Origin of the sequence: Pseudomonas sp. zfem001 (assembly GCF_032621725.1) — a bacterium.
Classification (GTDB): Bacteria; Pseudomonadota; Gammaproteobacteria; order Pseudomonadales; family Pseudomonadaceae; genus Aquipseudomonas; species Aquipseudomonas sediminis.
In genome coordinates this window covers 1-24881 of sequence record NZ_JAVYJI010000002.1, presented here as the reverse complement: position 1 = coordinate 24881, position 24881 = coordinate 1, and the positions used below count along the sequence as shown (strand labels likewise).

Below are 24881 nucleotides of genomic sequence, written 5' to 3'. Positions count from 1 at the left end.
GCGCCGTGCGCACCACTTAAATAGTCTTAAATCAGGCGCGCATAGCGCATCCTATCGAACGCCTTACTTGATCGCGCCGAACAGCCAGGGGCTGCTCTGCTGATAGCCAACCTCGAACGCCTTGATCGCTTCCTGATCCTGCAGAGTCAGGCCGATATCGTCCAGGCCATTGAGCAGGCAGTGCTTGCGAAAGGCGTCGACTTCGAAGCTGTACTGCACGCCGTCGGGACGGGTCACGGTCTGCGCTTCGAGGTCGACGGTCAGTTGATACCCTTCGGTGGCCTCGGCCTGCTCGAACAGCGCATCGACCTCTTCATCCTTGAGGATGATCGGCAGCAGGCCGTTCTTGAAGCTGTTGTTGAAGAAGATGTCGGCGAAGCTCGGCGCGATGACGGTGCGGAAACCGTACTCGTCCAGCGCCCAGGGTGCGTGCTCACGCGAAGAGCCGCAGCCGAAGTTCTCGCGCGCCAGCAGCACACTGGCGCCCTGGTAACGCGGGAAGTTGAGCACGAAATCCTTGTTGACCGGGCGCTTGGAGTTGTCCTGATTCGGCTGACCGACATCCAGGTAGCGCCACTCGTCGAACAGGTTGGGGCCGAAGCCGGTGCGCTTGATCGACTTCAAGAACTGCTTGGGAATGATCTGGTCGGTGTCGACGTTGGCGCGATCGAGCGGGCAGACCAGGCCGGTGTGTTGGGTGAAAGCTTTCATGTGCGGTCTCCTCAGGCCTGGATCAATTCACGAACGTCGATAAAGCGGCCGGTCACTGCGGCAGCGGCAGCCATGGCCGGGCTGACCAGGTGGGTACGACCACCAGCGCCCTGACGGCCTTCGAAGTTACGGTTGGAGGTAGAGGCACAATGCTCGCCGCTGCCCAGTTTGTCCGGGTTCATCGCCAGGCACATGGAGCAACCTGGTTCACGCCATTCGAAACCGGCTTCGATGAAGATCTTGTCCAGGCCTTCCGCCTCGGCTTGCGCCTTGACCAGACCGGAGCCCGGCACCACCAGCGCCTGTTTGACGGTGGCGGCGACCTTGCGGCCCTTGGCTACCTCTGCAGCGGCGCGCAGGTCTTCGATGCGCGAGTTGGTGCAGGAGCCGATGAATACGCGGTCCAGCTGGATATCGGTGATCGGCTGGTTCGCGGAGAGGCCCATGTATTTCAGCGCACGGGTGATCGAGTCCTTTTTCACCGGGTCGGCTTCAACGGCCGGGTCCGGCACGTTCTGGTCGACGGCCAGGACCATTTCCGGCGAAGTACCCCAGCTGACCTGCGGCTTGATGTCTTCGGCTTTCAGCTCGACCACGGTGTCGAACACCGCATCGGCGTCGGACACCAGGTTCTGCCACTGCGCCACGGCCTTGTCCCAGTCGCTGCCCTTGGGCGCGAACGGACGATCCTTGACGTAGGCGATGGTTTTCTCGTCCACCGCCACCAGGCCGACACGGGCACCAGCTTCGATGGACATGTTGCAGATGGTCATGCGCCCTTCCAGCGACAGATCGCGGATCGCGCTACCGGCGAATTCCAGTGCATGGCCGTTACCTCCGGCGGTGCCGATCTTGCCGATCACGGCCAGCACGATGTCCTTGGCAGTGACGCCGAAAGGCAGTTTGCCTTCGACGCGCACCTGCATGTTCTTCATTTTCTTGGCCACCAGGCACTGGGTAGCGAGCACGTGCTCGACTTCCGAGGTGCCGATACCATGAGCCAGCGCACCGAAGGCACCATGGGTGGAGGTGTGCGAGTCACCACAAACGACGGTCATGCCCGGCAAGGTCGCGCCCTGCTCCGGGCCGACCACATGGACGATGCCCTGACGCACGTCGTTCATCTTGAATTCGAGAATGCCGAAGTCATCGCAGTTCTCGTCCAGGGTCTGCACCTGGATACGCGAGACCTCGTCGGCGATGGCTTCGAGACCGCCCTGACGCTCGGCCTTGGTGGTCGGCACGTTGTGATCCGGCGTGGCGATGTTGGCATCGATGCGCCACGGCTTGCGCCCGGCCAGACGCAGACCTTCGAAGGCCTGCGGCGAGGTCACTTCATGAAGGATGTGACGATCGATGTAGATCAACGAGGAACCGTCATCGCGACGTTTCACTTCGTGCATTTCCCAGAGCTTGTCGTAGAGCGTCTTGCCAGTCATCAGCCTTACCTCATCAGCGCCTTTTGAGCACATCCGTAAACTGCCTGCGTTATCACCGCCCGGCGTCAGAAGTGCACCTTTCTATGCCTGGGCAAAAATGGCCCTTCGGCTTATGGGGAGAATGCTATGGCCAGGCACGAAATAACTCAAATTCATATTTTTTATTCAAAGGATTCCGTAGAGGAATGTATGCTCAGGGCATCATCATTTACTCGGAGCGCTCCATGGATCTGGCCAACCTCAACGCCTTCATCGCCATCGCCGAGACGGGCAGTTTTTCCGAAGCCGGCGAGCGCCTGCACCTGACCCAACCCGCCGTGAGCAAACGCATCGCCGGCCTGGAACAACAGTTGGGCGTGCGCCTGTTCGACCGCCTCGGCCGCGAGATTGGCCTCACCCAGGCAGGTCGCGCTCTGCTGCCGCGCGCCTACCAGATTCTCAACGTGCTGGACGATACCCGTCGCGCGCTGACCAACCTGTCCGGTGAAGTCAGCGGCCGTCTGACCCTGGCCACCAGCCACCATATCGGCTTGCATCGCCTGCCCGCTCTGCTACGCGCCTTCACCCGCGCCCACCCGCAGGTGGCGCTGGACATCCAGTTCCTCGATTCGGAAGTGGCATATGAAGAAGTCCTGCATGGTCGCGCCGAACTGGCAGTGATCACCCTCGCCCCGGAAACCCGCGAACCGATCCGCGCCATCGCCGTGTGGGACGACCCATTGGATTTCGTCGCCGCACCGGAACATCCGCTGGCCCGCAGCCAAGTGATCAGCCTGGCCGACGTGGCGCAGCATCCGGCCGTCTTTCCTGGCGGCAACACCTTTACCCACCATATCGTGCAGCGCCTGTTCGAAGCCCAGGGTCTGACACCCAATATCGCCATGAGCACCAACTACCTGGAAACCATCAAGATGATGGTTTCCATAGGCCTGGCCTGGAGCGTGCTGCCGCGCACCATGCTCGACGAGCAGGTCGCGCGCCTGCCGATACCGGGCATCCAGTTGACCCGCCAGTTAGGCTACATCCTGCATACCGAGCGCACCCTGTCGAATGCCGCACGGGCATTCATGGATCTGCTCGATAGCCAGCGGGATGATCTTGCATAGGCATCCGAACTGAGACTAACGTGGCGACATAAAGACAAAAACATATCTACATGCCTCTAACGCCCGCCCCGCGCATCGCGCACTCCAGAGGAAGGTACGGCCATGGCCAGATCGACTGACCAGACCCCGCCCCTGCCACACATACCGGCGATGGACCCCGCCGAATTCGAGCAGACCTGGCAGGATGCGCCGCGTTTGCTAGCCGCGCTGAACGGCGCCCATCTCGGCACCTGGTATTGGGACATTCGCAGTGGCCAGGTCAACTGGTCTCGCGGCGCTCAGGCCCTGTTTGGCCTCGACCCCAATCGCCCGGTAACGCGTGAGCTGCATTACATCGAACTGATCCCTGAAGAGGAGCGCGCCGAGGTCCTGGCGAAATTCAACGCCATCCTCAAAGGCGAGCAGATCGCCAATGCCTTGCGCCATCGTATCCGCTGGCCGGACGGCAGCCTGCACTGGCTGGAGATCACCGGCAGCCTGCAGTACGAGGCCGACGGCCGCCCGCGCATGTTCGGGGTGATCCGCGATATCAGCGCCCAGCAAGAGCGCGCCGAGGCCCTGCGTGCATCCGAGGAGCGCTTCGCCAGCCTGTTCCGTCTGAGTCCCGACATCATGATGCTGGTGCGCTACGACGACAGCGCGATCATCGAGATCAACCAGCATTTCACCCAGGCGTTCGGCTGGACGGCCAGCGAAACTCTCGGCCGCCACACCCACGACCTGAACCTCTGGGTACACGCCAGCCAGCGCGACCATCTGCGCCAGCAGGCCCCGCAAAGCCGGGAGCCGGTGATCCAGGAAGTCCAGCTGCGCACACGCAGCGATGCGATTCTCGACGGAGTTCTATCGAGCCAGTACATCGAGTTGCAGGGCGAGCGCCTGATGCTCTGCACCTTCCTCGATACCAGCGAACGCAAGCGCGCAGAAAATGCGCTGCGTGCCAGCGAGGAAAAATTCGCCAAGGCCTTCATGCACACCCCCGACGCGGTGGCCATTACCGACCGGGCCACCGGCCGCTTCATCGAGGTCAACCCGAGTTTCGAGCAGCAATTTGGTTGGCGCAGCGCCGAAGCCGTGGGCCACACCTCACTGGAGCTAGGCATATGGGCGGACCCCAGCGACCGTCAACGTATGCTCGACGCGGTACAAGCCGGGCGCCTGAACAACCTGGAGGTACTTCTGTTCAGCCGCGACGGTAGCGTCACCAGTAACTTGCTGTTCGGCGGCGAAATCGAGCTGAACGGCACCACTTGCCTGGTCCTCACCGTGCGCAACATCACCGAGCAGCGCGCGCAGGAGCAGGCGCTCAACGAAAGCAAGCAACGCTTACGCCTGGCGTTGGACTCGGCCGACCTGGGCACCTGGGACTGGCACATCTCCAGCAGCCGACTGTTCGCCAGCGCTCGTGCCTCGCAACTGCAGGGCCTGGAGTCACGACCGTTCGAAGGCGCCTTCCTCGACTTCTTCCGTCAGGTGCCGATGGAGGATCGACACAGCCTGCGCCAGAGTTACCAACGCCTGGTCGAGGAGCGCCGCAGTCACTATCAGGTCACTTATCGCGTACAGCTGGACAATGGCGGCCTGCGCTTTCTCGAAAGCACCGCCAAGCTGCAGCTCGACGATGCCGGTCAACCACAGCGCATGGTTGGTACCCTGGTCGATATCAGCGAGCGGCTGCTGCGCGAGCAACGCCTGCAAGCCTCGGAAGAGAAATTTGCCAAGGCCTTCCACTCCAGCCCGGACGCCATCACCATCACTGAACGTGATACCGGCCGCTATATCGAGATCAACGAAGGCTTTACCCGCATCACCGGTTACCAGGGCTGGGAAGTGATCGGCCGCACGGTGCATGAGCTGAGCATCTGGGCCTACCCCGAAGAGCGCGTGCGCATGATCGAGCACCTGACCCAGCACGGCCAGGTGCTGCACATGGAAATGCACGGCCGCCACCGCGACGGCGAAGTACGCCTGGTAGACGTGTCCGTGCAACCCATCGAACTCAATGATGTGCCCTGCCTGCTGCTCACCGCGCGCGACATCAGTGAACTGAAGCAGGCCCAGGCGCAGGTCCAGCACCTGGCCTATCACGATGCGTTGACCAATCTACCCAACCGCGCCCTGCTGATGGATCGCCTGACCCAGCAGATCGCCCTGCTCAAACGCCATGAGCTGCGCGGCGCCCTGCTGTTTCTCGACCTCGACCACTTCAAGCACATCAACGACTCGCTCGGCCATCCCGTCGGCGACTCGGTACTGCGTCTGATCACCGCGCGCCTCGAAGCCAGCGTGCGCCTGGAGGACACCGTGGCCCGCCTCGGCGGCGACGAATTCGTGGTGCTGCTCTCCGGCCTGCAGGGCAAGCGCTCGGAAGTGACCCGCCACGTCCGCCAGGTTGCCGACAAGCTGCGCCAGTTGCTCGCCGAACCCATGCTGCTGGACGGTCACCGCCTGCAGGTGACTCCGAGCATCGGCGTTGCGCTGATCCCCGACCACGGCAACACCCCGGCCGATTTGCTCAAGCGCGCGGATATCGCCCTCTATCGCGCCAAGGATTCCGGGCGCAATGCCATCCAGCTGTTTCGCACCACCATGCAGGACGCCGCCAGCGCACGCCTGCGCCTGGAGAACGACCTGCGCCTGGCTCTAGCACGCGGCGAATTCGAACTACACTTCCAACCCCAGGTCGATGCCCGTGACGGCAAGGTGGTCGGCGCCGAAGCGCTGTTGCGCTGGCAGCATCCACAGCTGGGCCCACAGTCGCCCGCGCAATTCATCCAGGTACTGGAAGAAAGCGGGCTGATCGTCGAGGTCGGCGGCTGGGTGCTGGCTGAAGCCTGCCATTTCTGCTCACAGCTACTCGTTGATGGTTTGGTCGACAGCGAACGTTTCAGCCTGTGCGTCAACATCAGCCCCCGCCAGTTCCGTCAGCACGACTTCGTCGAGCGGGTCGCCAAAAGCCTGCGCGACAGCCAGTTACCCAATGCCATGCTCAAGCTGGAGATCACCGAAGGCATCGTCATTCAGAATATCGACGACACCGTCGGCAAGATGCTGCGCCTGAAGAAACATGGCGTCAGCTTCGCCATGGACGACTTCGGCACTGGCTACAGCTCGCTGACCTACCTCAAACGCCTGCCGGTGGACATGCTGAAGATCGATCAGTCGTTCGTGCGTGACGCCACCAACGACCCCAACGATGCCGAGATCATCCGCGCCATCGTCGCCATGGCCCGCAGCCTGGGCCTGGCGCTGATCGCCGAAGGCGTAGAACAGCAAGACCAGCTCGACTTCCTGCAAGCGCAAGGCTGCCACCTCTACCAGGGTTATCTGTTCAGCAAGCCGCTACCGCAGGAGGTCTTCTGCGAGCTGCTGGGAAGGTAGCAGTCGTAACCTGGTAGCGCCCTCGGTGCGCACGGCACACCCTACCCGTCTCTTGAAACGAAGAAGGCGCCCCATGGGGCGCCTTCTCGGTCAGCTCGAGGCTCAGTTTTCCAGCGCCGGACGCTGGCTGCCGATCGGGATGCGCTTGGCCTTGGCCTCTTCCGGCACGATACGCTCCAGTTCGACATGAAGCAGACCGTTGACCAGGTTGGCGCCTTTGACCTCGATATGGTCAGCCAGGCGGAAGGACAGTTTGAAGGCACGCTGAGCGATACCCTGATGCAGGTAGCTAACGCTCTCGGCGCTGCGATCACGCTTGTTGCCAACCACGGTCAGCACGCCCCGCTCGACCTGCAACTCCAGGTCGTCATCCTCGAAGCCGGCAGCCGCGACCACGATACGGTAGTGGTCTTCGCCATGCTTCTCGACGTTGTAGGGCGGGTAAGAACTGCCGGCGTCATTGCTGCGCAGGGCAGATTCGAAAAGATCATTGAAACGGTCGAAACCGACGGACTGGCGGAACAGAGGGGCCAGGGACAGTACGTTGCTCATGAGTAATCTCCTGAAGATTTCAGCAAGTGTCATATCGCGGAACCCGACTTCGGCATCCCGCAGTCACTTATCTGAGGCCTGTCAGAGGAATTTCAAGGCATACCGTGGGCAGTGCTGTAGGAGCGAGCTCTGCTCGCGAAAATGCGTTCGCGAGCAGAGCTCGCTCCTACCGTAATGCTGTTCTCTTAAAGGGGAGCACGTTTGGCTCCCCTCTCCCATTTATTGGGGGCACGCCTAGTGGAGAGGGGCTGGGGGAGAGGGCGGAAAACACTGCAAAATTGCCGCTCCTACCGAGGCCGTTCAGATAACAACTGATCAATACGCTCGCAATCCTGCTCGCGGCGAACTTCAGCGAACAGCGTGACAGCCTCCGGATAGGTACGCGTGAGCATCGCCAACCATTGTTTCAGGCGCCCCGGCGCGTAGCGCGGCGCCAGCTTGCGCCGTGCCTGCTGCCAGAAATCGAGCAACAGCGGCTGCAGCTCGGCCCAGCTCATTTCCTCGGGCGCCTTACCAGCCCTGACGGCAGCGATCTGTCGCGCCAGCCCTGGCCGAGAAACCAGGCCGCGCCCCAGCATGATGTCATCCACGCCGCTGATTTCGCGGCAGCGGCGCCAGTCGTCCAGCGTCCACACCTCGCCATTGGCGAACACCGGCACGCCGACCACCTCCTGCACACGCGCCACCCACTCCCAGTGCGCCGGCGGCTTGTAGCCCTCGACCTTGGTGCGCGCATGCACGACGATCTGGCTCGCTCCGCCTTCGGCCAGCGCCCGCGCACAGTCCAGCGCGCCCTCCTTGCCTTCGAAGCCCAGGCGCATCTTCGCCGTGACCGGAATCTCGGCCGGCACCGTGCGCCGCACTTCGCGGACGATGGCATGCAACAGTTCCGGCTCCTTGAGCAGCACCGCGCCACCACGCGACTTGTTCACCGTCTTGGCCGGGCAACCGAAGTTGAGGTCGATCACCGGCGCGCCGAGCGTGCAGGCGAAGGCGGCGTTGTCCGCCAGGCACTGCGGATCGGACCCCAGAAACTGCACGCGCATCGGTGTGCCGGCCTGAGTGCGCGAGCCATTGAACAACTCGGGCGCCAGCTTGTGATAGGTGGCAGCCGGCAACAGCCGTTCGCTGACGCGAATGAACTCGGTGATGCACCAGTCGATGCCGCCGATGCGGGTCAGCACGTCGCGCAGAATCTCGTCGACCAACCCCTCCATGGGCGCCAGGGCGATTTGCATGTGGTTGTCCGGAAAAATGGGGCGCACAGTGTATGGGCTGCATGAAAAGTCGTCGAGCGACGCTCAGGCAGGGCGAAAGACGATGCTCAAACCGCACTCAGCAGGGCCACAGGTGTCGTATCTACGGCATCAGATAGGCCACACTGACATTCCACCCAACAGAGAGGCTCGCCATGCGTTATCTCGCACTGATCGCTCTGGGCATCTGCTGCTGGGGCGCCCAGGCTGATGAAGCGATGCCCAGCGGCATCGTCCCCATGCCGGCAGACCCGGTTGCCGATGCGCCCGCGCGCCTGATCTTCAGCCGTGACAACAACGCACCGAATGCCTGCGACGTGGAGCTCTACGTCAACCAGCAGGTAGTGGCGAAACTTGGCCCGGGTGACCACACCAGCCTGGACCTGCCCAGCGGCGAGCTGAGCGTCGCCGTGGCCATGTCGCCGGACGGCTATTGTGGAGGCCGTGGGCCGGATGTGGCGCAGTCCGTCATCCTGCGCCCCGGCGAAACCCGCAACTTCGCCATCATGGTCGAGCCGGAACAGGTATTTCTTGCGCCGGTGGATGACTGAGCAGCTTACAGCTCCAGCGGATAAGGCGGCGTCAGCGCCTTGCCATAGCCTTCGACGAACTCCGCCGGCATGCGCTTGGGGCGCCCACTGGACAGTTCGATGCAGACGAAGGTGGTCTTGGCACGCAGCAAGGTAACGCCATCTTCCGGGCGCACCAGCTGGAAACGTCGATCCATCTTCAGGCGCTGATCGGACTCGACGATCCAGGTCGCCATCTGCAGATGCTGCCCTTCGTAGGCGCTGGCGAGGTAGTCGATCTCATGACGCACCACGGCCATGGCCCGGTCCAGACGGCGATACTCGACCAGGTCCAGCCCAAGGAACTGCGAGTGCCGCCAGGCGCAACGCTCCAGCCAACTGACGTACACCGCGTTGTTGGCGTGGCCGAGGCCATCGATGTCGTCTGCGCTCACTTCGATATCGATGACGAAGGGGTCGGGCAACTCCCAGTTCATGACTCTACCTCCGAGTATGCAGCCTGCATGCGGCAAGCCGGGTGATCCGATTCCAGAATGCGGCTGCCTGCTTCCTCGGCGGCCAGTCGATCAGGTGCCGCATGATACGCCGCACGGCCTCTCCGTGCAGCGCCGAGCTTTCATCGTGCCATCATCGCGCGCCATAATGCAGCGCACTCGCACGAGAGCCCGAGACAATTGACTGCCACCCTGCGCCTATTGATACTTCTGCTGCTACCAGCACTGACCTGGGCGCAAAGCCTGTCGCTGCCGATTGGTCAGACGCAGACATTGCCCGGGCCTTACATGACGTTCTGGGAAGACCCGGATGGCCGTGCCGACATCACCGATGTGCATGCACTGCCCGACTCCGCCTGGCAAGCAGTGGAGCGGCGCGATGCCAGCTTCGGCTACAGCGGCAGCACCTACTGGCTACGCCTGGACGTACACAACCCGCACAGCCGCTCGCTGGGCTGGGTGCTGCTGATCGGCAATCCACTGCTGGATCAACTGGACGCCTACGGCCTGGACGACAAACGCATCTACCGCGCAGGTGACCAGCGCCCCTTCGACTGGCGCTGGGTCGAGCACCGGCAACTGGTACTGCCTCTGCACGTAACGTCTGGCGAACGCCAGCGCATTTGGCTGCGCATGCAAACTGACGGCTCGGCCAACCTCAGCGCCAGTCTGATGACCCGCGATGCCTTCGACCATCAGGAACAGCGCAGCCTGTTGCTGCAGGGCCTGTTCTTCGGCGCCCTGATGGCAATGCTGATCTACAGCCTGAGCATTTTCTGCATCACCCGCGACCGCAATTACCTCTGGTACAGCCTGTTCGTCGCCAGCTTCAGTCTCTACCAGTTCATCCAGCTCGGCTTCGCCCTGCAATGGTTGTGGCCCAATGCCCTGGCCTGGCATCAACTGAGCTTCCCGCTCAGCTCCGCCCTGGCGACATTGTTCGGCATTCAATTCACCTACGGCGTGCTGGATCTGGACAAGGCCGCCAGACCTTATCGCTGGGTCGCCAATACGCTCAAGGCCTGCGCCTGGTTGGTGCTGGGCATGGCGCTGTTTGGCCCGTATGCACCCGCCCTGATCGGCAGCTTCGTGCTGGTGACCGCCTGCGCACTGGCCGCCTTCGTCATTACCCTGCTGCGCTGGCGCGGCGGTTACGCAGCCGCGCGCCTGTTCGCCCTGGGCTGGTTCGTGCTGATCGCCGCCAGCCTTGCCAGCATCCTCACCGGCACCGGACTGCTGCCCTACTCGCTGCTGACCCTGCATGCCCAGCAGATTGGCGGCCTGATCGAGATGACGGTGTTCTCCATCGCCCTGGCCTCGCGCATCCGCCAGGTGCAGCAAGCCGAACGCCAGGCTCAGGCCAAGCTGATCGATCAGGAGCGCCGCCTGCGCAGCGAACAGACCAAGCACCTGGAACTGCAAACGCAGATCAGCGAAAGCCTGGAACAGCGCGTACAGGAGCGCACCGCGACGCTGCAGGACACCCTGCAGCAACTGTCCAACGCCAACCTGCGCCTGGCCGAACTGAACCGACGCGACGGGCTTACCGGCCTGTTCAACCGCCAGACTCTCAGCGAAGAACTGGCGCGCGCCTGCGCCCGCGCCGTGCGCAGCCGACAGTCACTGGCAGTCCTGATGCTGGATCTGGATCACTTCAAGCAGGTCAATGACCGCTACGGACATCTCGCTGGCGATGCCTGCCTGCGCCATGCAGCCCAGCGCATCCAGCAGCGCCTGCGCAGTAGCGATTTGCTGGCGCGCTTCGGCGGCGAAGAATTCGTCATCTTGCTCGACAGCACCGATCTCACCGGCGCACTCGACCTGGCCGAACAACTGCGCGAAGAGCTCGCGCTCAATCCCTGCCTTTACCAACAACAGTCGATAGCGCTGAGCCTGAGCATCGGCCTGCATGCCGGCGTACCGAGCGAGTCGGACTGCGGCGAGCACTGGCTGGAACTGGCCGACCGCGCCCTGTACCGCGCCAAGGCGGGCGGCCGTAACCGTGTGGTCAGCTACGAGGCCAGAGCCTTCAAGGACGCCTGAGGCACTTGCTCCAACAACTCGAGTACAGCCTGCAGAAGCAGCGGATCGCTCAGCAGACGCTGATGTCCGCCCGCCGGCAAGCGCAGCAACTGGCTGTCGAACCAGGCCTTGTGAATCAGATCGGCCTCGCCTACCGGCACCACCTGATCATCCTCGGCATGCACGATCAGCCCCGGCAGATCCAGCTGATAACGCTGCACATCGAGATGCGCCGCGGGGATGCCCGCCGTCGTTTCAACGGCGCGAACGAAATGCGCTCGCGCCTCGGCCGGCAACCCCATGAATCGAGCGAAACCGCGCAACAGTCCGAGGATGCGACTGGGCGCGGCGACGGTCACCAGCGTCTCGCAGCGTAAGCCCATTTGTGTGGCCAGCAGCGCGCTGGCACCGCCCATCGAGTGACCGATCACGGCCCGCAGCGGCGGCAACTCGCTGGCGGCCTCGAGCAATGCACGCGCAAACAGCACCACATTGGCTTCTCGTCCAGGTGAACGGCCATGGGCAGGCGCATCCAGTGCGATGACGCCATAGCCTGCGTCGACCAGACCGCGGATCAACAACGCAAACTGGGTTGGCCGCCCTTCCCAGCCATGCATCAGCAGCACGGTCGGCCCACTCCCCCAGCGCAGCGCCGACAAGCCAAAGCGCAGGGTGATGCGCTCGGCACTGGCCAGCAGCGGCAACTCCCAGTCTCGCGGCGGTTGCGTGCGTGGCGTCATGAAGCGCTCACGCAAACGGCTGGCGATCAGTTGCGGGGCGACTCTGCCCAGCGTTGCGTTGACACCTCGTACCCAGGTCATCTGGTTCATCACCCTCTCCTTCACGCTCGATTTCAGACAACTGCCGACTTGGCAGCACGCAACACCCGGTCGGACAACTCGCCTGGCCCCAAGGCCCGCGCCAGTGCCAGACCACCGATCATCAGCGCCAGGTCGGCCAGCGCCACATCCGCCTCCTCAGGCGCGGCGCTCATATGCGCCACCATCAACTCGGTGTGCTCGGCCAGGGCCTGACGAAAGCCCGCCGGCAAACGCGCGATTTCCGCCAGCGAACTGGGCAGCGGGCAGCGCTCGTCAGCATTGTCGCGGTGCCGGCGCGACAGATAGAACGCTGCCAGCAACACCCGACGCTCCCGGCCCGTCAGGCGCCGATCGATCTCTACAACGCGCCCCCGCCTGACGGCGAGCAGTTGGCGAAAGGCTTCGAGCATCAATGCGTCCTTGCTGGCGAAATGCGCATAGAAACCGCCCACCGTCAGCCCGGCTGCCGCCATCACTTCGGCCACGGCCGAGTCGCCTGGCCCACGCTCGGCGAGTACACGGCCAGCCGCGGCGATAATGCGTTGACGGGTTTCACGCTTGCGCTCATTCATGGCCTTGCCCTTTATATGATGAAAGAAATATTACGATCATCATATTAAATTACAAGCCGCCTGCACGACCATTGGTCCGCACTGCGGAAGCTCAGGTCGAGCACCGGATTAAGGAGACGAAAACAAAAAGGGGCCACCTCTGAAGAGGTGGCCCCTGGGTTCCGCAAATGCGGCAAGAAAAATGGCGTCCCCTAGGGGACTCGAACCCCTGTTACCGCCGTGAAAGGGCGGTGTCCTAGGCCACTAGACGAAGGGGACGAAACCTTCGAACGACAAGGCCAGCGCTAGGCTGGCCTTGTGTGTGATTGGTGGAGCTAAACGGGATCGAACCGTTGACCTCTTGCATGCCATGCAAGCGCTCTCCCAGCTGAGCTATAGCCCCGAAACCTTGCGGTCGGCTCGCAACGCTTGCGCACTGCGACTGGAATATGGCGTCCCCTAGGGGACTCGAACCCCTGTTACCGCCGTGAAAGGGCGGTGTCCTAGGCCACTAGACGAAGGGGACGAAACCTTCGAAGAACAAGGCCAGCACTAAGCTGGCCTTGTCAGTGTTTGGTGGAGCTAAACGGGATCGAACCGTTGACCTCTTGCATGCCATGCAAGCGCTCTCCCAGCTGAGCTATAGCCCCGAAACCTTGCGGTCTGGCTGCAACGCCTAAACGCTGCCGCTGGAATAAATGGCGTCCCCTAGGGGACTCGAACCCCTGTTACCGCCGTGAAAGGGCGGTGTCCTAGGCCACTAGACGAAGGGGACGCAAGACCCTAATCGCGAACCGATTCACATCGATTCTGGCACTCCCGAAGGAGTCGAGATTGGTGGAGCTAAACGGGATCGAACCGTTGACCTCTTGCATGCCATGCAAGCGCTCTCCCAGCTGAGCTATAGCCCCATCTCGAGGACGGGGCGCATGTTAAGAGCGCCCCGATTGGCTGTCAACAACATTTTTCCGGCCAGCCCAAAGTTTTTGCCAATAGAACAATTACTTAGAGCTTCACTCGTGGAAGGTTAGCCATAACCGTGGGAGGCGCTTCAGCGGCGACAAAATCAAATCATCGCGGCTAAAGCCCCTCCCACAGTTGCACGTCTCAACTTAGCCGATGCTCGCCAGCAGCTTCTCCCACTCCTTGGCCTCTTTCTTCGAGGTGCCGCCGAGCAGCTCCAGTGCCTGGCGCAGACGGAAGCGAGTCAGGTCCGGGCCGAGGATTTCCATGGCATCGAGCACCGATACCGAACTGGCCTGACCAGTGATCGCCGCGAACATCAGCGGCATGGCGTCACGCAGCTTCAGCTCCAGGTGCTCGACCACCGCCTGAATGCAGCCGGTGATGCGATCCTTTTCCCACTGGCGCAGCGACTCGAGCTTCCACAGGATCAGTTGCATCAACTGACGCACCTGATCAGGCGACAGCTTCTTGTGCTCGAACAGCTTGGCATCCAGGTTCAGGCCACCGGAGAAGAAGAAACCGGCTAGCGGCGCGATCTGGCTGAAGGTTTCCACCCTGCCCTGCACGTGCGGCGCGATCTTCATCAGGTACTCGGGGTTGAGGGCCCACTTCTGCACTTCGGCGGCGAAGGTTTCCACCGGCAGTTCACGCAGCCACTGGCCGTTGAGCCAGGACAGTTTCTCCAGATCGAAGATCGGCCCACCCAGCGACACGCGGTTGATGTCGAAGTGCTCGATCATCTCGGCCAGGGAGAACTTCTCGCGCTCGTCCGGCATCGACCAGCCCATGCGGCCGAGGTAGTTGAGCATGGCCTGCGGCAGGTAACCCATGCGCTCGTAGAAGGTGATGCTGGTGGGGTTCTTGCGCTTGGACAGCTTGCTCTTGTCCGGATTGCGCAGCAGCGGCATGTAGCACAGCGCCGGCTGTTCCCAGCCGAAGTATTCGTAGAGCTTGATCAGCTTGGGTGCCGACGGCAGCCATTCCTCGCCACGCAGCACGTGGGTGATGCCCATCAGGTGGTCATCGACCACGTTGGCCAGGAAGTAGGTGGGCAGGCCATCGGCCTTCATCAGCACCTGCATGTCCATGCGATCCCACGGAATCTCGACATTGCCACGCAGCATATCCGGCACCACGCAAATGCCCTCGCTGGGCACCTTCATGCGCACCACATGCGATTCGCCCGCGGCGATGCGGCGCTGCGCCTCGGCCGGTTCCAGGTGCATGCAGTGGCCGTCGTAACGCGGGGTTTCCTTGTTGGCCATCTGCTGCGCGCGCACTTCATCGAGGCGCTCGGCGGAGCAGAAGCACGGGAAGGCATGGCCTTTGCCGACCAGCTCATCGGAGTACTTCTTGTAGATCTCGCCACGCTCGCTCTGCCGATAAGGGCCGTGCGGGCCGCCAACGTCCGGGCCTTCGTCCCATTCGATACCCAGCCAGCGCAGCGCGTCGAAAATCTGCTGTTCGGACTCACGCGTGGAACGAACCTGGTCGGTGTCCTCGATGCGCAGGATGAACTGGCCACCGTGCTGACGAGCGAAGCACAGGTTGAACAGCGCGATATAGGCGGTGCCGACGTGGGGGTCGCCAGTTGGCGATGGCGCGATACGAGTACGGACGGTGGTCATGAATGCTCTCGGAAGGAAGACACGAGGGTTGAATCAAGCGGGCGATGTTAGCAGGCCGGCGGCACCTGGCTCCAGCAACCCGCCGCGAGTGATCGGCAAGCTGGCGATGAGGAAGTCGAGGAAGGTCTTGACCTTCATCGCCTGGAAGCGTCGTGACGGATAGATCGCGTAGACCTCCCCCACCGGCAGACGCGCCTCGGGCAGCAGCTCGATCAAGCGCCCGCTACGCACCGCCTCCTCACTGATCATCACCGGCAGCCCGCAAATCCCTGCGCCTGCCAGCGTCGCCTCACGGGCGAAGGTGATGTTGTTGCAGGTCATCACTCGCTGGCACGGCAGGTGCTCGCCCAGCAGCGGCCAATAGCGCGGCGCATCGTGCTGCAGGAGAATCGCCCGATGCCCCTCCAGCTCGGCAACGCGGCGCGGCGTACCGTGTGCGGCGAGGTAAGCAGGGCTGGCGCATAGGCGGCGGCCGCTTTCGAACAGCTTGCGCGCGATCAGCGTGGAATCCTGCGGCTGGCCGACCTGGATAGAGATATCCACGCCCTCCTCCAGCGGATCGACCGACCTTGAAGTCAGCTCCACCTCCGCATCGATCTGCGGGTACTGACGCATGAACTCGCCCAGCACTCGCCCGAGAAACAGCTGGCCGAACTCGGTGGGTGAGGTGATCCGCAACAGCCCCGACGGCTCTCGCTGCAGCTGCATCACCGCCTGCTCGGCCTCGGCGAAGTCGAGCATGATCTGCCGGCAACGCTCGTAGTACGCCTGGCCCACCTCGGTCAGGCGCAACTTGCGCGTGGTGCGATTGAGCAGACGCACGCCAAGGCGTTCTTCGAGCAACGCAATGCGACGGCTCACCGTCGACTTCTGCATTCCCAGGCTGGTCGCCGCCTGCGTGAAGCTGTGGCACTCCACCACCCGGGTAAAAATCAAAGCATCATCGAGCCCCATGATTGTTCCTCATACGCAACAAAGCATGCCAAGTCGAGAGTCTACTAGCGAAAAGGGAACGCTGTTAAATTTACTTACACTTCCATGACGCCCCTTGAGCCTCAAGCATGCCTGCCAAACTGCAACGTCGCCTCCTCGTCTTCGTGATCCTCCTGGTGTTGATCGCCGGTGCCCTGCTCGCCCACTGGCTGCTGGTCGGTCGCTACCACGAAAGCACGGACAATGCGTACGTGCAGGGTGAGATCACCCGCCTCTCCAGCCAACTGAACGCGCGGATCGAAAAGGTACTGGTGCGTGACAACCAGCATGTCGAAGCCGGCCAGCTTCTGGCAGTGCTGGAAGACGCCGACTTCCGCCTGGCCCGTCAACGCGCCCTCGCCGCCCTGGAAACCCATCAGGCCGAACGCACCCAGGCGCAGAGCAAGCTCGACCAGCAAGCCAGTCTGATTGCCGCCAGCCAGGCCGACGTCGCAGCCAGCCAGGCCACCCTCGACCGCTCCAAGCTCGATCTCGGCCGCGCCCAGACCCTGCGCAAGCCGGGTTATGTCTCCGAAGAACGCGTCACCACCCTGGCCGCCGACAATCGCGTGGCCCGCTCGCAAGTGGCCAAGGCCCAGGCCGATCTGCAGGCGCAGCGTCAGCAGGTAGCCAGCCTGGAAGCCGAGCTCAAGCGCCTGGATGCACTGATTCTTTCCGCACAGGCCGACCTGGAACAAGCCGACCTCAATCTCTCGCGCACACAGATTCACGCGCCCATCAGCGGCATGGTCGGCCAACGCTCGGCGCGTGAAGGTCAGGTGGTGCAAAGCGGCACCTATCTACTGTCACTGGTGCCGGATCAGGACATCTGGATCCAGGCCAACTTCAAGGAAACCCAGATCGGCCGCATGCGCCCAGGGCAGAAAGCTGAGCTGCTGTTCGACAGCTATCCGGATACGCCTATCGAAGGCCGCATCGACAGTCTGTTCGCCGCCTCCGGCGCGCAGTTCAGCCTGCTGCCACCAGACAACGCCACCGGCAACTTCACCAAGGTGGTGCAGCGCATCCCGGTCAAACTGACCTTCGCCGCTGACAACCCGTTGCGCGGGCTGATCCGCCCCGGCATGTCGGTAGAGGTCACCGTGGATCTGCGCAGCGACGATAGCCATGGCGGGTGATGCACTGGTCCGCCCCACGGCGGAACCCAGCCGCCGCGACTGGATCGCGGTGATGAGCACCATGCTCGGCGCGTTCATGGCGGTGCTGGATATCCAGATCACCAACTCCTCGCTGAAGGACATCCAGGGCGCGCTGTCCGCCACGCTTGAGGAAGGCTCGTGGATTTCCACGTCCTATCTGGTGGCCGAAATCATCATGATCCCGCTCACTGCCTGGCTGGTACAGCTGCTCTCGGCGCGCCGCCTGGCGGTGTGGGTGTCAGTGGGTTTCCTGATCGCCTCGCTGCTGTGCTCCCTGGCCTGGAGCCTGGAAAGCATGATCGTGTTCCGCGCCCTGCAAGGGTTCACTGGCGGCGCGCTGATTCCGCTGGCGTTCACCATGACGCTGATCAAGCTGCCCGAGCATCACCGCGCCAAGGGCATGGCCTTGTTCGCCATCACCGCCACCTTCGCCCCCTCCATCGGCCCCACGCTGGGCGGTTGGCTGACCGAGAACTGGGGCTGGGAATACATCTTCTACATCAACGTGCCGCCCGGCCTGATCATGATCGCCGGCCTGCTCTACGGCCTTGAGAAGAAGGCGCCACACTGGGAGCTGCTGAAGACCACCGACTACGCCGGCATCGCCACCCTGGGTCTGGGTCTGGGCTGCCTGCAGGTGTTTCTCGAAGAAGGCCACCGCAAGGACTGGCTGGAATCGCAACTGATCGTCGGCCTGGGCAGCGTGGCGCTGGTCAGCCTGATCCTGTTCGTCATTCTGCAGATATCCCGGCCCAACCCGCTGATCAACCTGGGCGTGCTGCGCGAACGCAACTTCGGCCTGGCCAGCATTTCCAGCCTGGGGCTCGGTGTCGGACTATATGGATCGATCTATGTGCTGCCGCTCTATCTGGCGCAGATCCAGGGCTACAACGCCTTGCAGATCGGCGAAGTGATCATGTGGATGGGCGTGCCGCAGCTGTTTCTGATCCCGCTGGTGCCCAAGCTGATGAAGATCATCTCGCCGAAATGGCTGTGCGCCCTTGGCTTCGCCCTGTTCGGCGCGGCGAGTTTCTTCTCCGGCGTGCTCAACCCGGACTTCGCAGGCGAGCAGTTCCAGCACATCCAGATCGTCCGCGCACTTGGCCAGCCGCTGGTGATGGTCACGGTGTCGCTGATCGCCACCGCCTACATCATGCCGCAGGATGCCGGCTCGGCCTCTAGCCTGTTCAACATCCTGCGCAACCTTGGCGGAGCCATCGGCATCGCCCTGCTGGCCACCCTGCTGGATGCCCGCGCCAAGGTCTATTTCGACTACCTGCGCGAGTCCATCGTGCCGGCCAACCCGCAGGTCGAAGAACGCCTGCACCTGCTGACGCAGACATTGGGCAGCGAACAGGCAGCGCTGGCCAAGCTCAGCCAGATCGTGCATGAGCAAGCGATCATCATGGCCTACAACGATGCCTTCCACTTCATCGGCATCGCCCTGGGCGTGAGCATGCTGGCGATCCTGTTGACACGAAAGCTGCCGCAGAACATGGCAGGCGGTGGCGCAGGGCATTGACCCCTGCCCAGAAGAGCCAACATCGCCCTATCGTAGGGTGGACGACGCTCCATCCGTCCACCACCTGCGCACGCAACGGTGGATGAGAAGAGCGTCATCCACCCTACGCGAGGCGCCGAGGCATAGCCCGGATGCAATCTAGGGGTGACCGCCCGAGATCAAACCTGCAACAACCGATCGCGCAGCTTCTGAATCTCATCACGTAACTGCGCGGCGGCCTCGAATTCCAGGTCGCGCGCCAGGGCGTACATTTTCTCTTCCAGCTGACGAATACGCTTGGTGATCTCGCTCGGCGAACGCAGCTCGTTCTCGTAGCGTGCGCTCTCCTCCGCTGCCTTGGCCATGCCCTTGCGCTTGTTGCTTCGAGCCCCCGGCACCACGGCGCCTTCGAGAATGTCCTTGACGTCCTTCTGCACGCCTTTGGGCACGATGCCATTGGCTTCGTTGAAGGCAATCTGTTTGGCACGGCGCCGCTCGGTCTCGCCGATGGCGCGCTGCATCGAGCCGGTCATGTTATCGGCGTAAAGAATCGCCCTGCCATTGAGGTTTCGCGCCGCACGGCCGATGGTCTGGATCAGCGAGCGCTCGCTGCGCAGGAAGCCTTCCTTGTCCGCATCGAGGATCGCCACCAGCGATACCTCGGGCATGTCCAGACCCTCGCGCAGCAGGTTGATACCCACCAGCACGTCGAAGGCGCCGAGACGCAGATCACGAATGATCTCCACCCGCTCAACGGTATCGATGTCCGAGTGCAGGTAACGCACCTTGACGTCGTGATCCCCCAGGTAATCGGTCAAGTCCTCGGCCATGCGCTTGGTCAGCGTGGTGACCAGCACACGATCGCCCGCCGCCACGCGCAAACGAATCTCCGAGAGCAGATCATCGACCTGAGTGCGCGCCGGGCGCACCTCGATCTGCGGGTCGACCAAGCCGGTCGGTCGCACCAACTGCTCCACCACACGCCCGGCATGCTCGCCCTCGTAAGGCCCAGGCGTGGCGGACACGAAAATGGTTTGCGGGCTGGCCGCCTCCCACTCCTCGAAACGCATCGGTCGGTTATCCAGCGCAGAAGGCAGGCGGAAGCCGTATTCCACCAGGGTTTCCTTGCGCGAGCGGTCGCCCTTGTACATGGCGCCAACCTGCGGCACCGAAACGTGGGACTCGTCGATCACCAGCAGCGCTTCGTCCGGCAGATAGTCATACAGAGTAGGTGGCGGCGCGCCAGCCGGGCGACCCGAGAGGTAGCGTGAGTAGTTCTCGATGCCGTTGCAGTAGCCTAGCTCCAGGATCATCTCCAGATCGAAGCGGGTGCGCTGCTCCAGACGCTGCGCCTCCACCAGCTTGTTGGCACCGCGCAGGTACTCCAGGCGCTGCTGCAGCTCGACCTTGATGTGCTCAACCGCCTCCAGCAGCGTTTCACGCGGGGTGACGTAGTGACTCTTGGGGTAGAAGGTGAAGCGCGGCAGCTTCTGGATCACCTCGCCGGTCAGCGGGTCGAAGGCGCTGATGCTCTCCACTTCGTCATCGAACAACTCGACACGAATGGCTTCCAGATCCGATTCTGCCGGAAAGACGTCGATCACATCGCCGCGCACGCGGAAGGTGGCGCGGGCAAAATCCATGTCGTTACGCGTGTACTGCAACTCGGCCAGTCGGCGCAGCAGCGCACGCTGGTCCATCTTGTCGCCGCGATCGAGGTGCAGCACCATTTTCAGGTACTCCTCGGGGCTGCCCAAGCCGTATATCGACGACACGGTGCAGACCACGATCACGTCCTTGCGCTCGATCAGCGCCTTGGTCGCCGATAAACGCATCTGCTCGATATGGTCGTTGATCGAGGCATCCTTCTCGATGAAGGTATCGGACGACGGCACATAGGCTTCGGGCTGGTAGTAGTCGTAGTAGGAGACGAAGTACTCCACCGCGTTGTTCGGGAAGAACGCCTTGAACTCGCCGTAGAGCTGCGCGGCCAGGGTCTTGTTCGGCGCCAACACCAGGGTCGGGCGCTGCACCTGAGCAATCACGTTGGCGATGGAAAAGGTCTTGCCCGAACCGGTCACACCGAGCAGAGTCTGGTGCGACAGGCCGGCCTCCAGCCCCTCGACCATCTGCCGAATCGCTTCGGGCTGATCGCCGGCAGGTTTGAAGCGGGTCACCAACTGAAACTCGGACATGCAGTACCTCGACAAATGGCTGTGACGCATCCTTTCGGACTGCGTCAAAAGCCATGAATTGCGGGGCGATTCAGCGACAGTTCCAGGTAGAGTCGAATTACCTGGCAACAGGCCTTAATTCAGGGCTTTGCGCTGTCGCCCCCTGGATTCAGGGTCGTTATACTAACGCCCCGTTTACGCGCCCCCTAGCGCTTTTGTCGGGGACGCCTGGCCACCCACCCCTCACTCGAGTTGCCGCATCCATCATGAGTCTCTTCTCTGCCGTCGAAATGGCTCCGCGCGATCCCATCCTGGGCCTCAACGAAGCATTCAACGCGGACACCCGCACCACCAAGGTCAACCTTGGCGTGGGCGTCTACTACAACGAGGAGGGGCGAATTCCGCTGCTGCGCGCCGTCGCAGAAGCCGAAAAAGCGCGCATTGAGGCGCACGCTCCGCGTGGCTACCTGCCGATCGAAGGCATCGCCGCTTACGACAAGGCCGTGCAGGAACTGTTGTTCGGCAAGGGCGCGGCGCTGATCGACGCCGGCCGCGTAATCACCACCCAAGCCCTCGGCGGCACCGGCGCACTGAAGATCGGCGCTGACTTCCTCAAGCGCCTGCTGCCGGACGCCACCGTGGCCATCAGCGACCCAAGCTGGGAAAACCACCGTGCCCTGTTCGAGTCTGCCGGTTTCCCGGTGCAGAACTATCGCTACTACGATCCGTTCAGCAACGGCGTGAACCGCGGCGGCATGCTCGAAGACCTGCGCAACCTGCCAGCACGCTCCATCGTCGTGCTGCATGCCTGCTGCCACAACCCGACTGGCGTCGACCTGCAGCTGGAAGACTGGACAGCCGTACTGGAAGTGCTGCGCGAGCGCGAGCATGTGCCGTTCCTCGATATCGCCTACCAGGGTTTCGGTGACGGCATCGACCAGGACGCCGAAGCCGTGCGCCTGTTCGCCGAGTCAGGCCTGGAATTCTTCGTCTCCAGCTCCTTCTCCAAGTCGTTCTCACTGTACGGCGAGCGCGTCGGCGCCCTGTCGCTGGTCACCGCCAGCCGCGAAGAATCGACCCGCGTGCTGTCGCAGCTCAAGCGCGTGATCCGCACCAACTACTCCAACCCGCCGACCCACGGCGCCACCGTGGTCGCCAGCGTGCTCAACAGCACCGAACTACGCGCCATGTGGGAAGCCGAACTGGGCGAAATGCGCGACCGCATCCGCAGCATGCGCCTGGCCATGGTCGAGCAACTGGCCGCATTGGGCGCCAAGCGTGACTTCAGCTTCGTCGCGCAGCAGCGCGGCATGTTCTCCTACTCCGGCCTAACCGTGGAGCAAGTGGAACGCCTGAAGGAAGAGTTCGGCATCTACGCCGTCGGCACCGGCCGCATCTGCGTCGCCGCGCTGAACAACGGCAACCTGGACAGCGTCACCCGCGCCATCCACGCCGTGCTTTAAGCCTCTGTGATAGACAAAACGCCGGCCAATGAGCCGGCGTTTTTGTATCCGCAATGACTGAAGACCGCCTTCGGACAAGACTTTTTCTGCTAAGCGCACAAAAAGAACTCTTCTCCACTCAACACATCGATAAGGCTCAGCTTGCCATCAGGAAACGAGCAGCCTGTATCTATGTAGACTACGTTGCCTAAATGCAACACCTCAGGAACTGTCGTGTGCCCGACATAAAGCTCTTGAAGCCCCAACACTGGACGGCAATCACGAGCCGTAATTCGGTTTCTGGCATAAAGAGCCTGAGCAAGGGCATAGCGCCATTGTTCTGGGTCTGTAGTGGCTAACAGCGCTAATGACTGCTTCCAAGTAAGACCACACTCCCAACCTGGCGCTTCGGAGTGGATAATTCCAACCCAATCACCGCTCGCCAACTCAAGCTCAATAGCTACAGGCAATAATGCCAAACGTTCCGCGATACGAAGCTGCTCTGAGAGCTCACATTCGTAAAACCATCGCCCCCCATTGCGAGTATGCCGAGGCGGATCACCTATCCCAGCAACACTGTCGATTATCATCTGCTCATGATTTCCCCTGACCGTATAAAGCCAGGGCTTATCCAGCCATTCTAAAACCTGGTGGGAAAACGGGCCACGATCGACGAGATCGCCTGTGATAAATAAACGGTCTACGGCCTTGTCAAAACCTGCCTTACGCATTAATGCTTCAAGCATCTCGAAATGCCCATGGACATCCCCAGCGACGAAGTCACGCCCACTAACATTTACGTTGAACGACTGCGTAACGGTGGTTCCTGGCTGCATGTGTAGGAAGGGCTCAAGAGGATATGCAAAAGCTGTTGAAGAGATTATCAGCTCCGATGCATGGCGGTAAATCATCGCCAGACCGACTCGCGTATAGCTGAACAGCTCCGACTTCCTGATCAATTAGACGACCATAAAGTGTTGACTTCTCTTTTTTAATCAGTAACATACGCGCAGTTGTTCCGCGATAGCTCAGTCGGTAGAGCAAATGACTGTTAATCATTGGGTCCCTGGTTCGAGTCCAGGTCGCGGAGCCAAATTCGAAAGCCCAGCCTAGTGCTGGGCTTTTTATTGCCTGCGGACTCTCACCAGGGACTACGTCCCAGGTTATTCGCTTTGCTCCCCCCTTCGGGGCCGCGCTGAAGCGCGTTCAGCTGCGCTGTCGAGTCCAGGTCGCGGAGCCAAATTCAAAAGCCCAGCCAGTGCTGGGCTTTTTACTCTCACCCGAGCCCTGTCCCAGGCTCTTCATTACCCTGAAAGAACCCGCTTCACCTGTAGAAGCAGCGCCCCGCGGCGAATCGAAAGAATGCGGCAAAACCAAAACTTCGCGCCGAGGCGGGGCTCCTACAAAAACGCAATCGCGTAGTCCAGCACCTTCGCCCTACAAAAACGAAAAAGGCCGGTCAAAAGACCGGCCCAGACAACAACGCCGTCAGGCGTCAGTTAACACTCAACTTGTCGCGATTCTTCTCCAGCGTCGCCTCGCCGATACCTTTCACCTCCAACAACTCATCGACCGAGGCGAAATTACCGTGCTCCTCCCGATAAGCCACAATCGCCTGCGCCTTGGTAGCACCAATCCCCACCAACTCACTCTGCAGTGTTGCAGCATCGGCGGTATTGAGATTGACCACGGCAACCTGCGCTACTTGCACTGCAGCCGGTTTGGCACTTTCGGTTTTTGGGGTTTCAGCTGCGGCGGCAGCCAGAGAGAAGAAAGCGAGAACAGCGAACAGAAAGGAAGATAGACGGACTTTCAGCATGGGAAACACTCCTTTGTTTATGAAAAGCAAGGCAACCATAGCCTCGCTTTTCAAACTAGACGCTATCTCCCAGCTGTAGTGGTCTACTGATCCCGGACACCCATTTAGGGCGAGAATGCTCGCCATAGAGAGGTGTCTGATGACCAAGCAACGTCGTTCCTTTACGCCCGAGTTCAAACGAGAGGCCGCTGGCCTGGTGCTCGATCAGAGCTACAGTTATATCGAAGCAGCCCGCTCGCTGGGGCTGGTTGAATCGGCGCTTCGTCGCTGGGTGAAACAGCTCCAAGAGGAGCGCCAGGGCGTTACCCCGAAGAGCAAAGCATTGACTCCCGAACAGCAGAAAATCCAAGAGCTGG

20 protein-coding genes and 7 tRNA genes are annotated in these 24881 nt (G+C 61.9%); 9 read left to right on the top strand and 18 right to left on the bottom strand.

The window, feature by feature from the left end; translation table 11 throughout:
- Positions 1 to 63 precede the first annotated feature (63 nt).
- Together leuD and leuC are read right to left on the bottom strand one after the other, a co-directional pair.
- On the bottom strand, positions 64 to 711 hold the full coding sequence (gene leuD / locus RTH74_RS08075; RefSeq protein ID WP_099525416.1) for a 3-isopropylmalate dehydratase small subunit: 648 nt from the start codon (positions 709 to 711) through the stop codon (positions 64 to 66).
- An 11-nt stretch (positions 712 to 722) separates the two neighbouring features.
- Positions 723 to 2150, bottom strand: coding sequence for a 3-isopropylmalate dehydratase large subunit (leuC, locus tag RTH74_RS08070; protein WP_099525415.1), 1428 nt, complete (start codon positions 2148 to 2150; stop codon positions 723 to 725).
- Positions 2151 to 2374: 224 nt separating this feature from the next.
- Between leuC and RTH74_RS08065 the strand changes: the two genes are divergently transcribed.
- Positions 2375 to 3256 carry a LysR family transcriptional regulator gene (locus RTH74_RS08065; protein WP_099525523.1) on the top strand — a complete coding sequence of 294 codons (882 nt, stop codon included), beginning with the start codon at positions 2375 to 2377 and terminating at the stop codon, positions 3254 to 3256.
- Between the two features lie 102 nt (positions 3257 to 3358).
- Positions 3359 to 6637 (top strand): EAL domain-containing protein, encoded by a 3279-nt coding sequence (locus RTH74_RS08060; protein ID WP_316914329.1) that lies wholly within the window; start codon positions 3359 to 3361, stop codon positions 6635 to 6637.
- 102 nt (positions 6638 to 6739) lie between these two features.
- On the opposite strand, the gene RTH74_RS08055 is transcribed toward RTH74_RS08060, so the two are convergent.
- Positions 6740 to 7189, bottom strand: coding sequence for an Hsp20 family protein (locus RTH74_RS08055; RefSeq protein WP_092374829.1), 450 nt, complete (start codon positions 7187 to 7189; stop codon positions 6740 to 6742).
- Positions 7190 to 7476: 287 nt separating this feature from the next.
- Positions 7477 to 8427 carry a tRNA-dihydrouridine synthase gene (locus RTH74_RS08050; protein ID WP_316914328.1) on the bottom strand — a complete coding sequence of 317 codons (951 nt, stop codon included), beginning with the start codon at positions 8425 to 8427 and terminating at the stop codon, positions 7477 to 7479.
- Positions 8428 to 8600: 173 nt separating this feature from the next.
- Here RTH74_RS08050 and RTH74_RS08045 point away from each other — a divergent pair, with 173 nt between their 5' ends.
- On the top strand, positions 8601 to 8996 hold the full coding sequence (locus RTH74_RS08045; RefSeq protein WP_099525412.1) for a hypothetical protein: 396 nt from the start codon (positions 8601 to 8603) through the stop codon (positions 8994 to 8996).
- A gap of 5 nt (positions 8997 to 9001) precedes the next feature.
- Here RTH74_RS08045 and RTH74_RS08040 read toward each other — a convergent pair whose 3' ends face one another.
- Positions 9002 to 9451 carry an acyl-CoA thioesterase gene (locus RTH74_RS08040; RefSeq protein ID WP_099525411.1) on the bottom strand — a complete coding sequence of 150 codons (450 nt, stop codon included), beginning with the start codon at positions 9449 to 9451 and terminating at the stop codon, positions 9002 to 9004.
- A gap of 198 nt (positions 9452 to 9649) precedes the next feature.
- Between RTH74_RS08040 and RTH74_RS08035 the strand changes: the two genes are divergently transcribed.
- Positions 9650 to 11512 carry a sensor domain-containing diguanylate cyclase gene (locus RTH74_RS08035; protein WP_243699089.1) on the top strand — a complete coding sequence of 621 codons (1863 nt, stop codon included), beginning with the start codon at positions 9650 to 9652 and terminating at the stop codon, positions 11510 to 11512.
- On the opposite strand, the gene RTH74_RS08030 is transcribed toward RTH74_RS08035, so the two are convergent.
- The 10 genes from RTH74_RS08030 to RTH74_RS07985 form a co-directional block, all read right to left on the bottom strand.
- Positions 11482 to 12321 (bottom strand): alpha/beta fold hydrolase, encoded by an 840-nt coding sequence (locus tag RTH74_RS08030; RefSeq protein WP_099525409.1) that lies wholly within the window; start codon positions 12319 to 12321, stop codon positions 11482 to 11484. The genes RTH74_RS08035 and RTH74_RS08030 overlap by 31 nt on opposite strands.
- Positions 12322 to 12344: 23 nt before the next feature.
- Entirely contained in the window at positions 12345 to 12884 is a 540-nt protein-coding gene (locus RTH74_RS08025; protein ID WP_316914327.1) for a TetR family transcriptional regulator, read from the bottom strand.
- 182 nt (positions 12885 to 13066) lie between these two features.
- Positions 13067 to 13142: transfer RNA gene (locus RTH74_RS08020), tRNA-Glu, on the bottom strand.
- 48 nt (positions 13143 to 13190) lie between these two features.
- A tRNA-Ala gene (locus tag RTH74_RS08015) sits at positions 13191 to 13266 on the bottom strand.
- 47 nt (positions 13267 to 13313) lie between these two features.
- A tRNA-Glu gene (locus tag RTH74_RS08010) sits at positions 13314 to 13389 on the bottom strand.
- Positions 13390 to 13437: 48 nt separating this feature from the next.
- Positions 13438 to 13513 (bottom strand) — tRNA-Ala (locus RTH74_RS08005).
- Between the two features lie 49 nt (positions 13514 to 13562).
- Positions 13563 to 13638, bottom strand: a tRNA-Glu gene (locus RTH74_RS08000).
- Positions 13639 to 13698: 60 nt separating this feature from the next.
- Positions 13699 to 13774, bottom strand: a tRNA-Ala gene (locus RTH74_RS07995).
- Positions 13775 to 13975: 201 nt separating this feature from the next.
- Complete coding sequence (gene gltX / locus RTH74_RS07990) at positions 13976 to 15457, bottom strand: glutamate--tRNA ligase (RefSeq protein ID WP_316914326.1); 1482 nt, start codon at positions 15455 to 15457, stop codon at positions 13976 to 13978.
- Positions 15458 to 15490: 33 nt separating this feature from the next.
- Complete coding sequence (locus RTH74_RS07985) at positions 15491 to 16411, bottom strand: LysR family transcriptional regulator (RefSeq protein ID WP_316914325.1); 921 nt, start codon at positions 16409 to 16411, stop codon at positions 15491 to 15493.
- Positions 16412 to 16518: 107 nt separating this feature from the next.
- On the opposite strand from RTH74_RS07985, the gene RTH74_RS07980 reads away from it, so the two are divergent.
- On the top strand, positions 16519 to 17568 hold the full coding sequence (locus tag RTH74_RS07980) for an HlyD family secretion protein (protein ID WP_316914324.1): 1050 nt from the start codon (positions 16519 to 16521) through the stop codon (positions 17566 to 17568).
- 49 nt (positions 17569 to 17617) lie between these two features.
- Positions 17618 to 19111 (top strand): MDR family MFS transporter, encoded by a 1494-nt coding sequence (locus RTH74_RS07975; protein ID WP_316914813.1) that lies wholly within the window; start codon positions 17618 to 17620, stop codon positions 19109 to 19111.
- Between the two features lie 158 nt (positions 19112 to 19269).
- Here RTH74_RS07975 and uvrB read toward each other — a convergent pair whose 3' ends face one another.
- Positions 19270 to 21285: an excinuclease ABC subunit UvrB gene (uvrB, locus tag RTH74_RS07970; RefSeq protein ID WP_106735670.1), complete on the bottom strand. Its 2016-nt coding sequence runs from the start codon at positions 21283 to 21285 to the stop codon at positions 19270 to 19272.
- A 245-nt stretch (positions 21286 to 21530) separates the two neighbouring features.
- Here uvrB and RTH74_RS07965 point away from each other — a divergent pair, with 245 nt between their 5' ends.
- Positions 21531 to 22727 (top strand): amino acid aminotransferase, encoded by a 1197-nt coding sequence (locus RTH74_RS07965; RefSeq protein WP_316914323.1) that lies wholly within the window; start codon positions 21531 to 21533, stop codon positions 22725 to 22727.
- 89 nt (positions 22728 to 22816) lie between these two features.
- On the opposite strand, the gene RTH74_RS07960 is transcribed toward RTH74_RS07965, so the two are convergent.
- Positions 22817 to 23617, bottom strand: coding sequence for a metallophosphoesterase (locus RTH74_RS07960; RefSeq protein ID WP_316914322.1), 801 nt, complete (start codon positions 23615 to 23617; stop codon positions 22817 to 22819).
- Between the two features lie 106 nt (positions 23618 to 23723).
- Between RTH74_RS07960 and RTH74_RS07955 the strand changes: the two genes are divergently transcribed.
- A tRNA-Asn gene (locus RTH74_RS07955) sits at positions 23724 to 23799 on the top strand.
- 402 nt (positions 23800 to 24201) lie between these two features.
- Here the strand turns inward: RTH74_RS07955 and RTH74_RS07950 are convergent.
- Positions 24202 to 24525 carry a ComEA family DNA-binding protein gene (locus tag RTH74_RS07950; RefSeq protein ID WP_079783968.1) on the bottom strand — a complete coding sequence of 108 codons (324 nt, stop codon included), beginning with the start codon at positions 24523 to 24525 and terminating at the stop codon, positions 24202 to 24204.
- 139 nt (positions 24526 to 24664) lie between these two features.
- Here RTH74_RS07950 and RTH74_RS07945 point away from each other — a divergent pair.
- Positions 24665 to 24881: transposase (locus tag RTH74_RS07945; RefSeq protein WP_316914321.1), on the top strand; the 217-nt coding region annotated here is incomplete at its 3' end.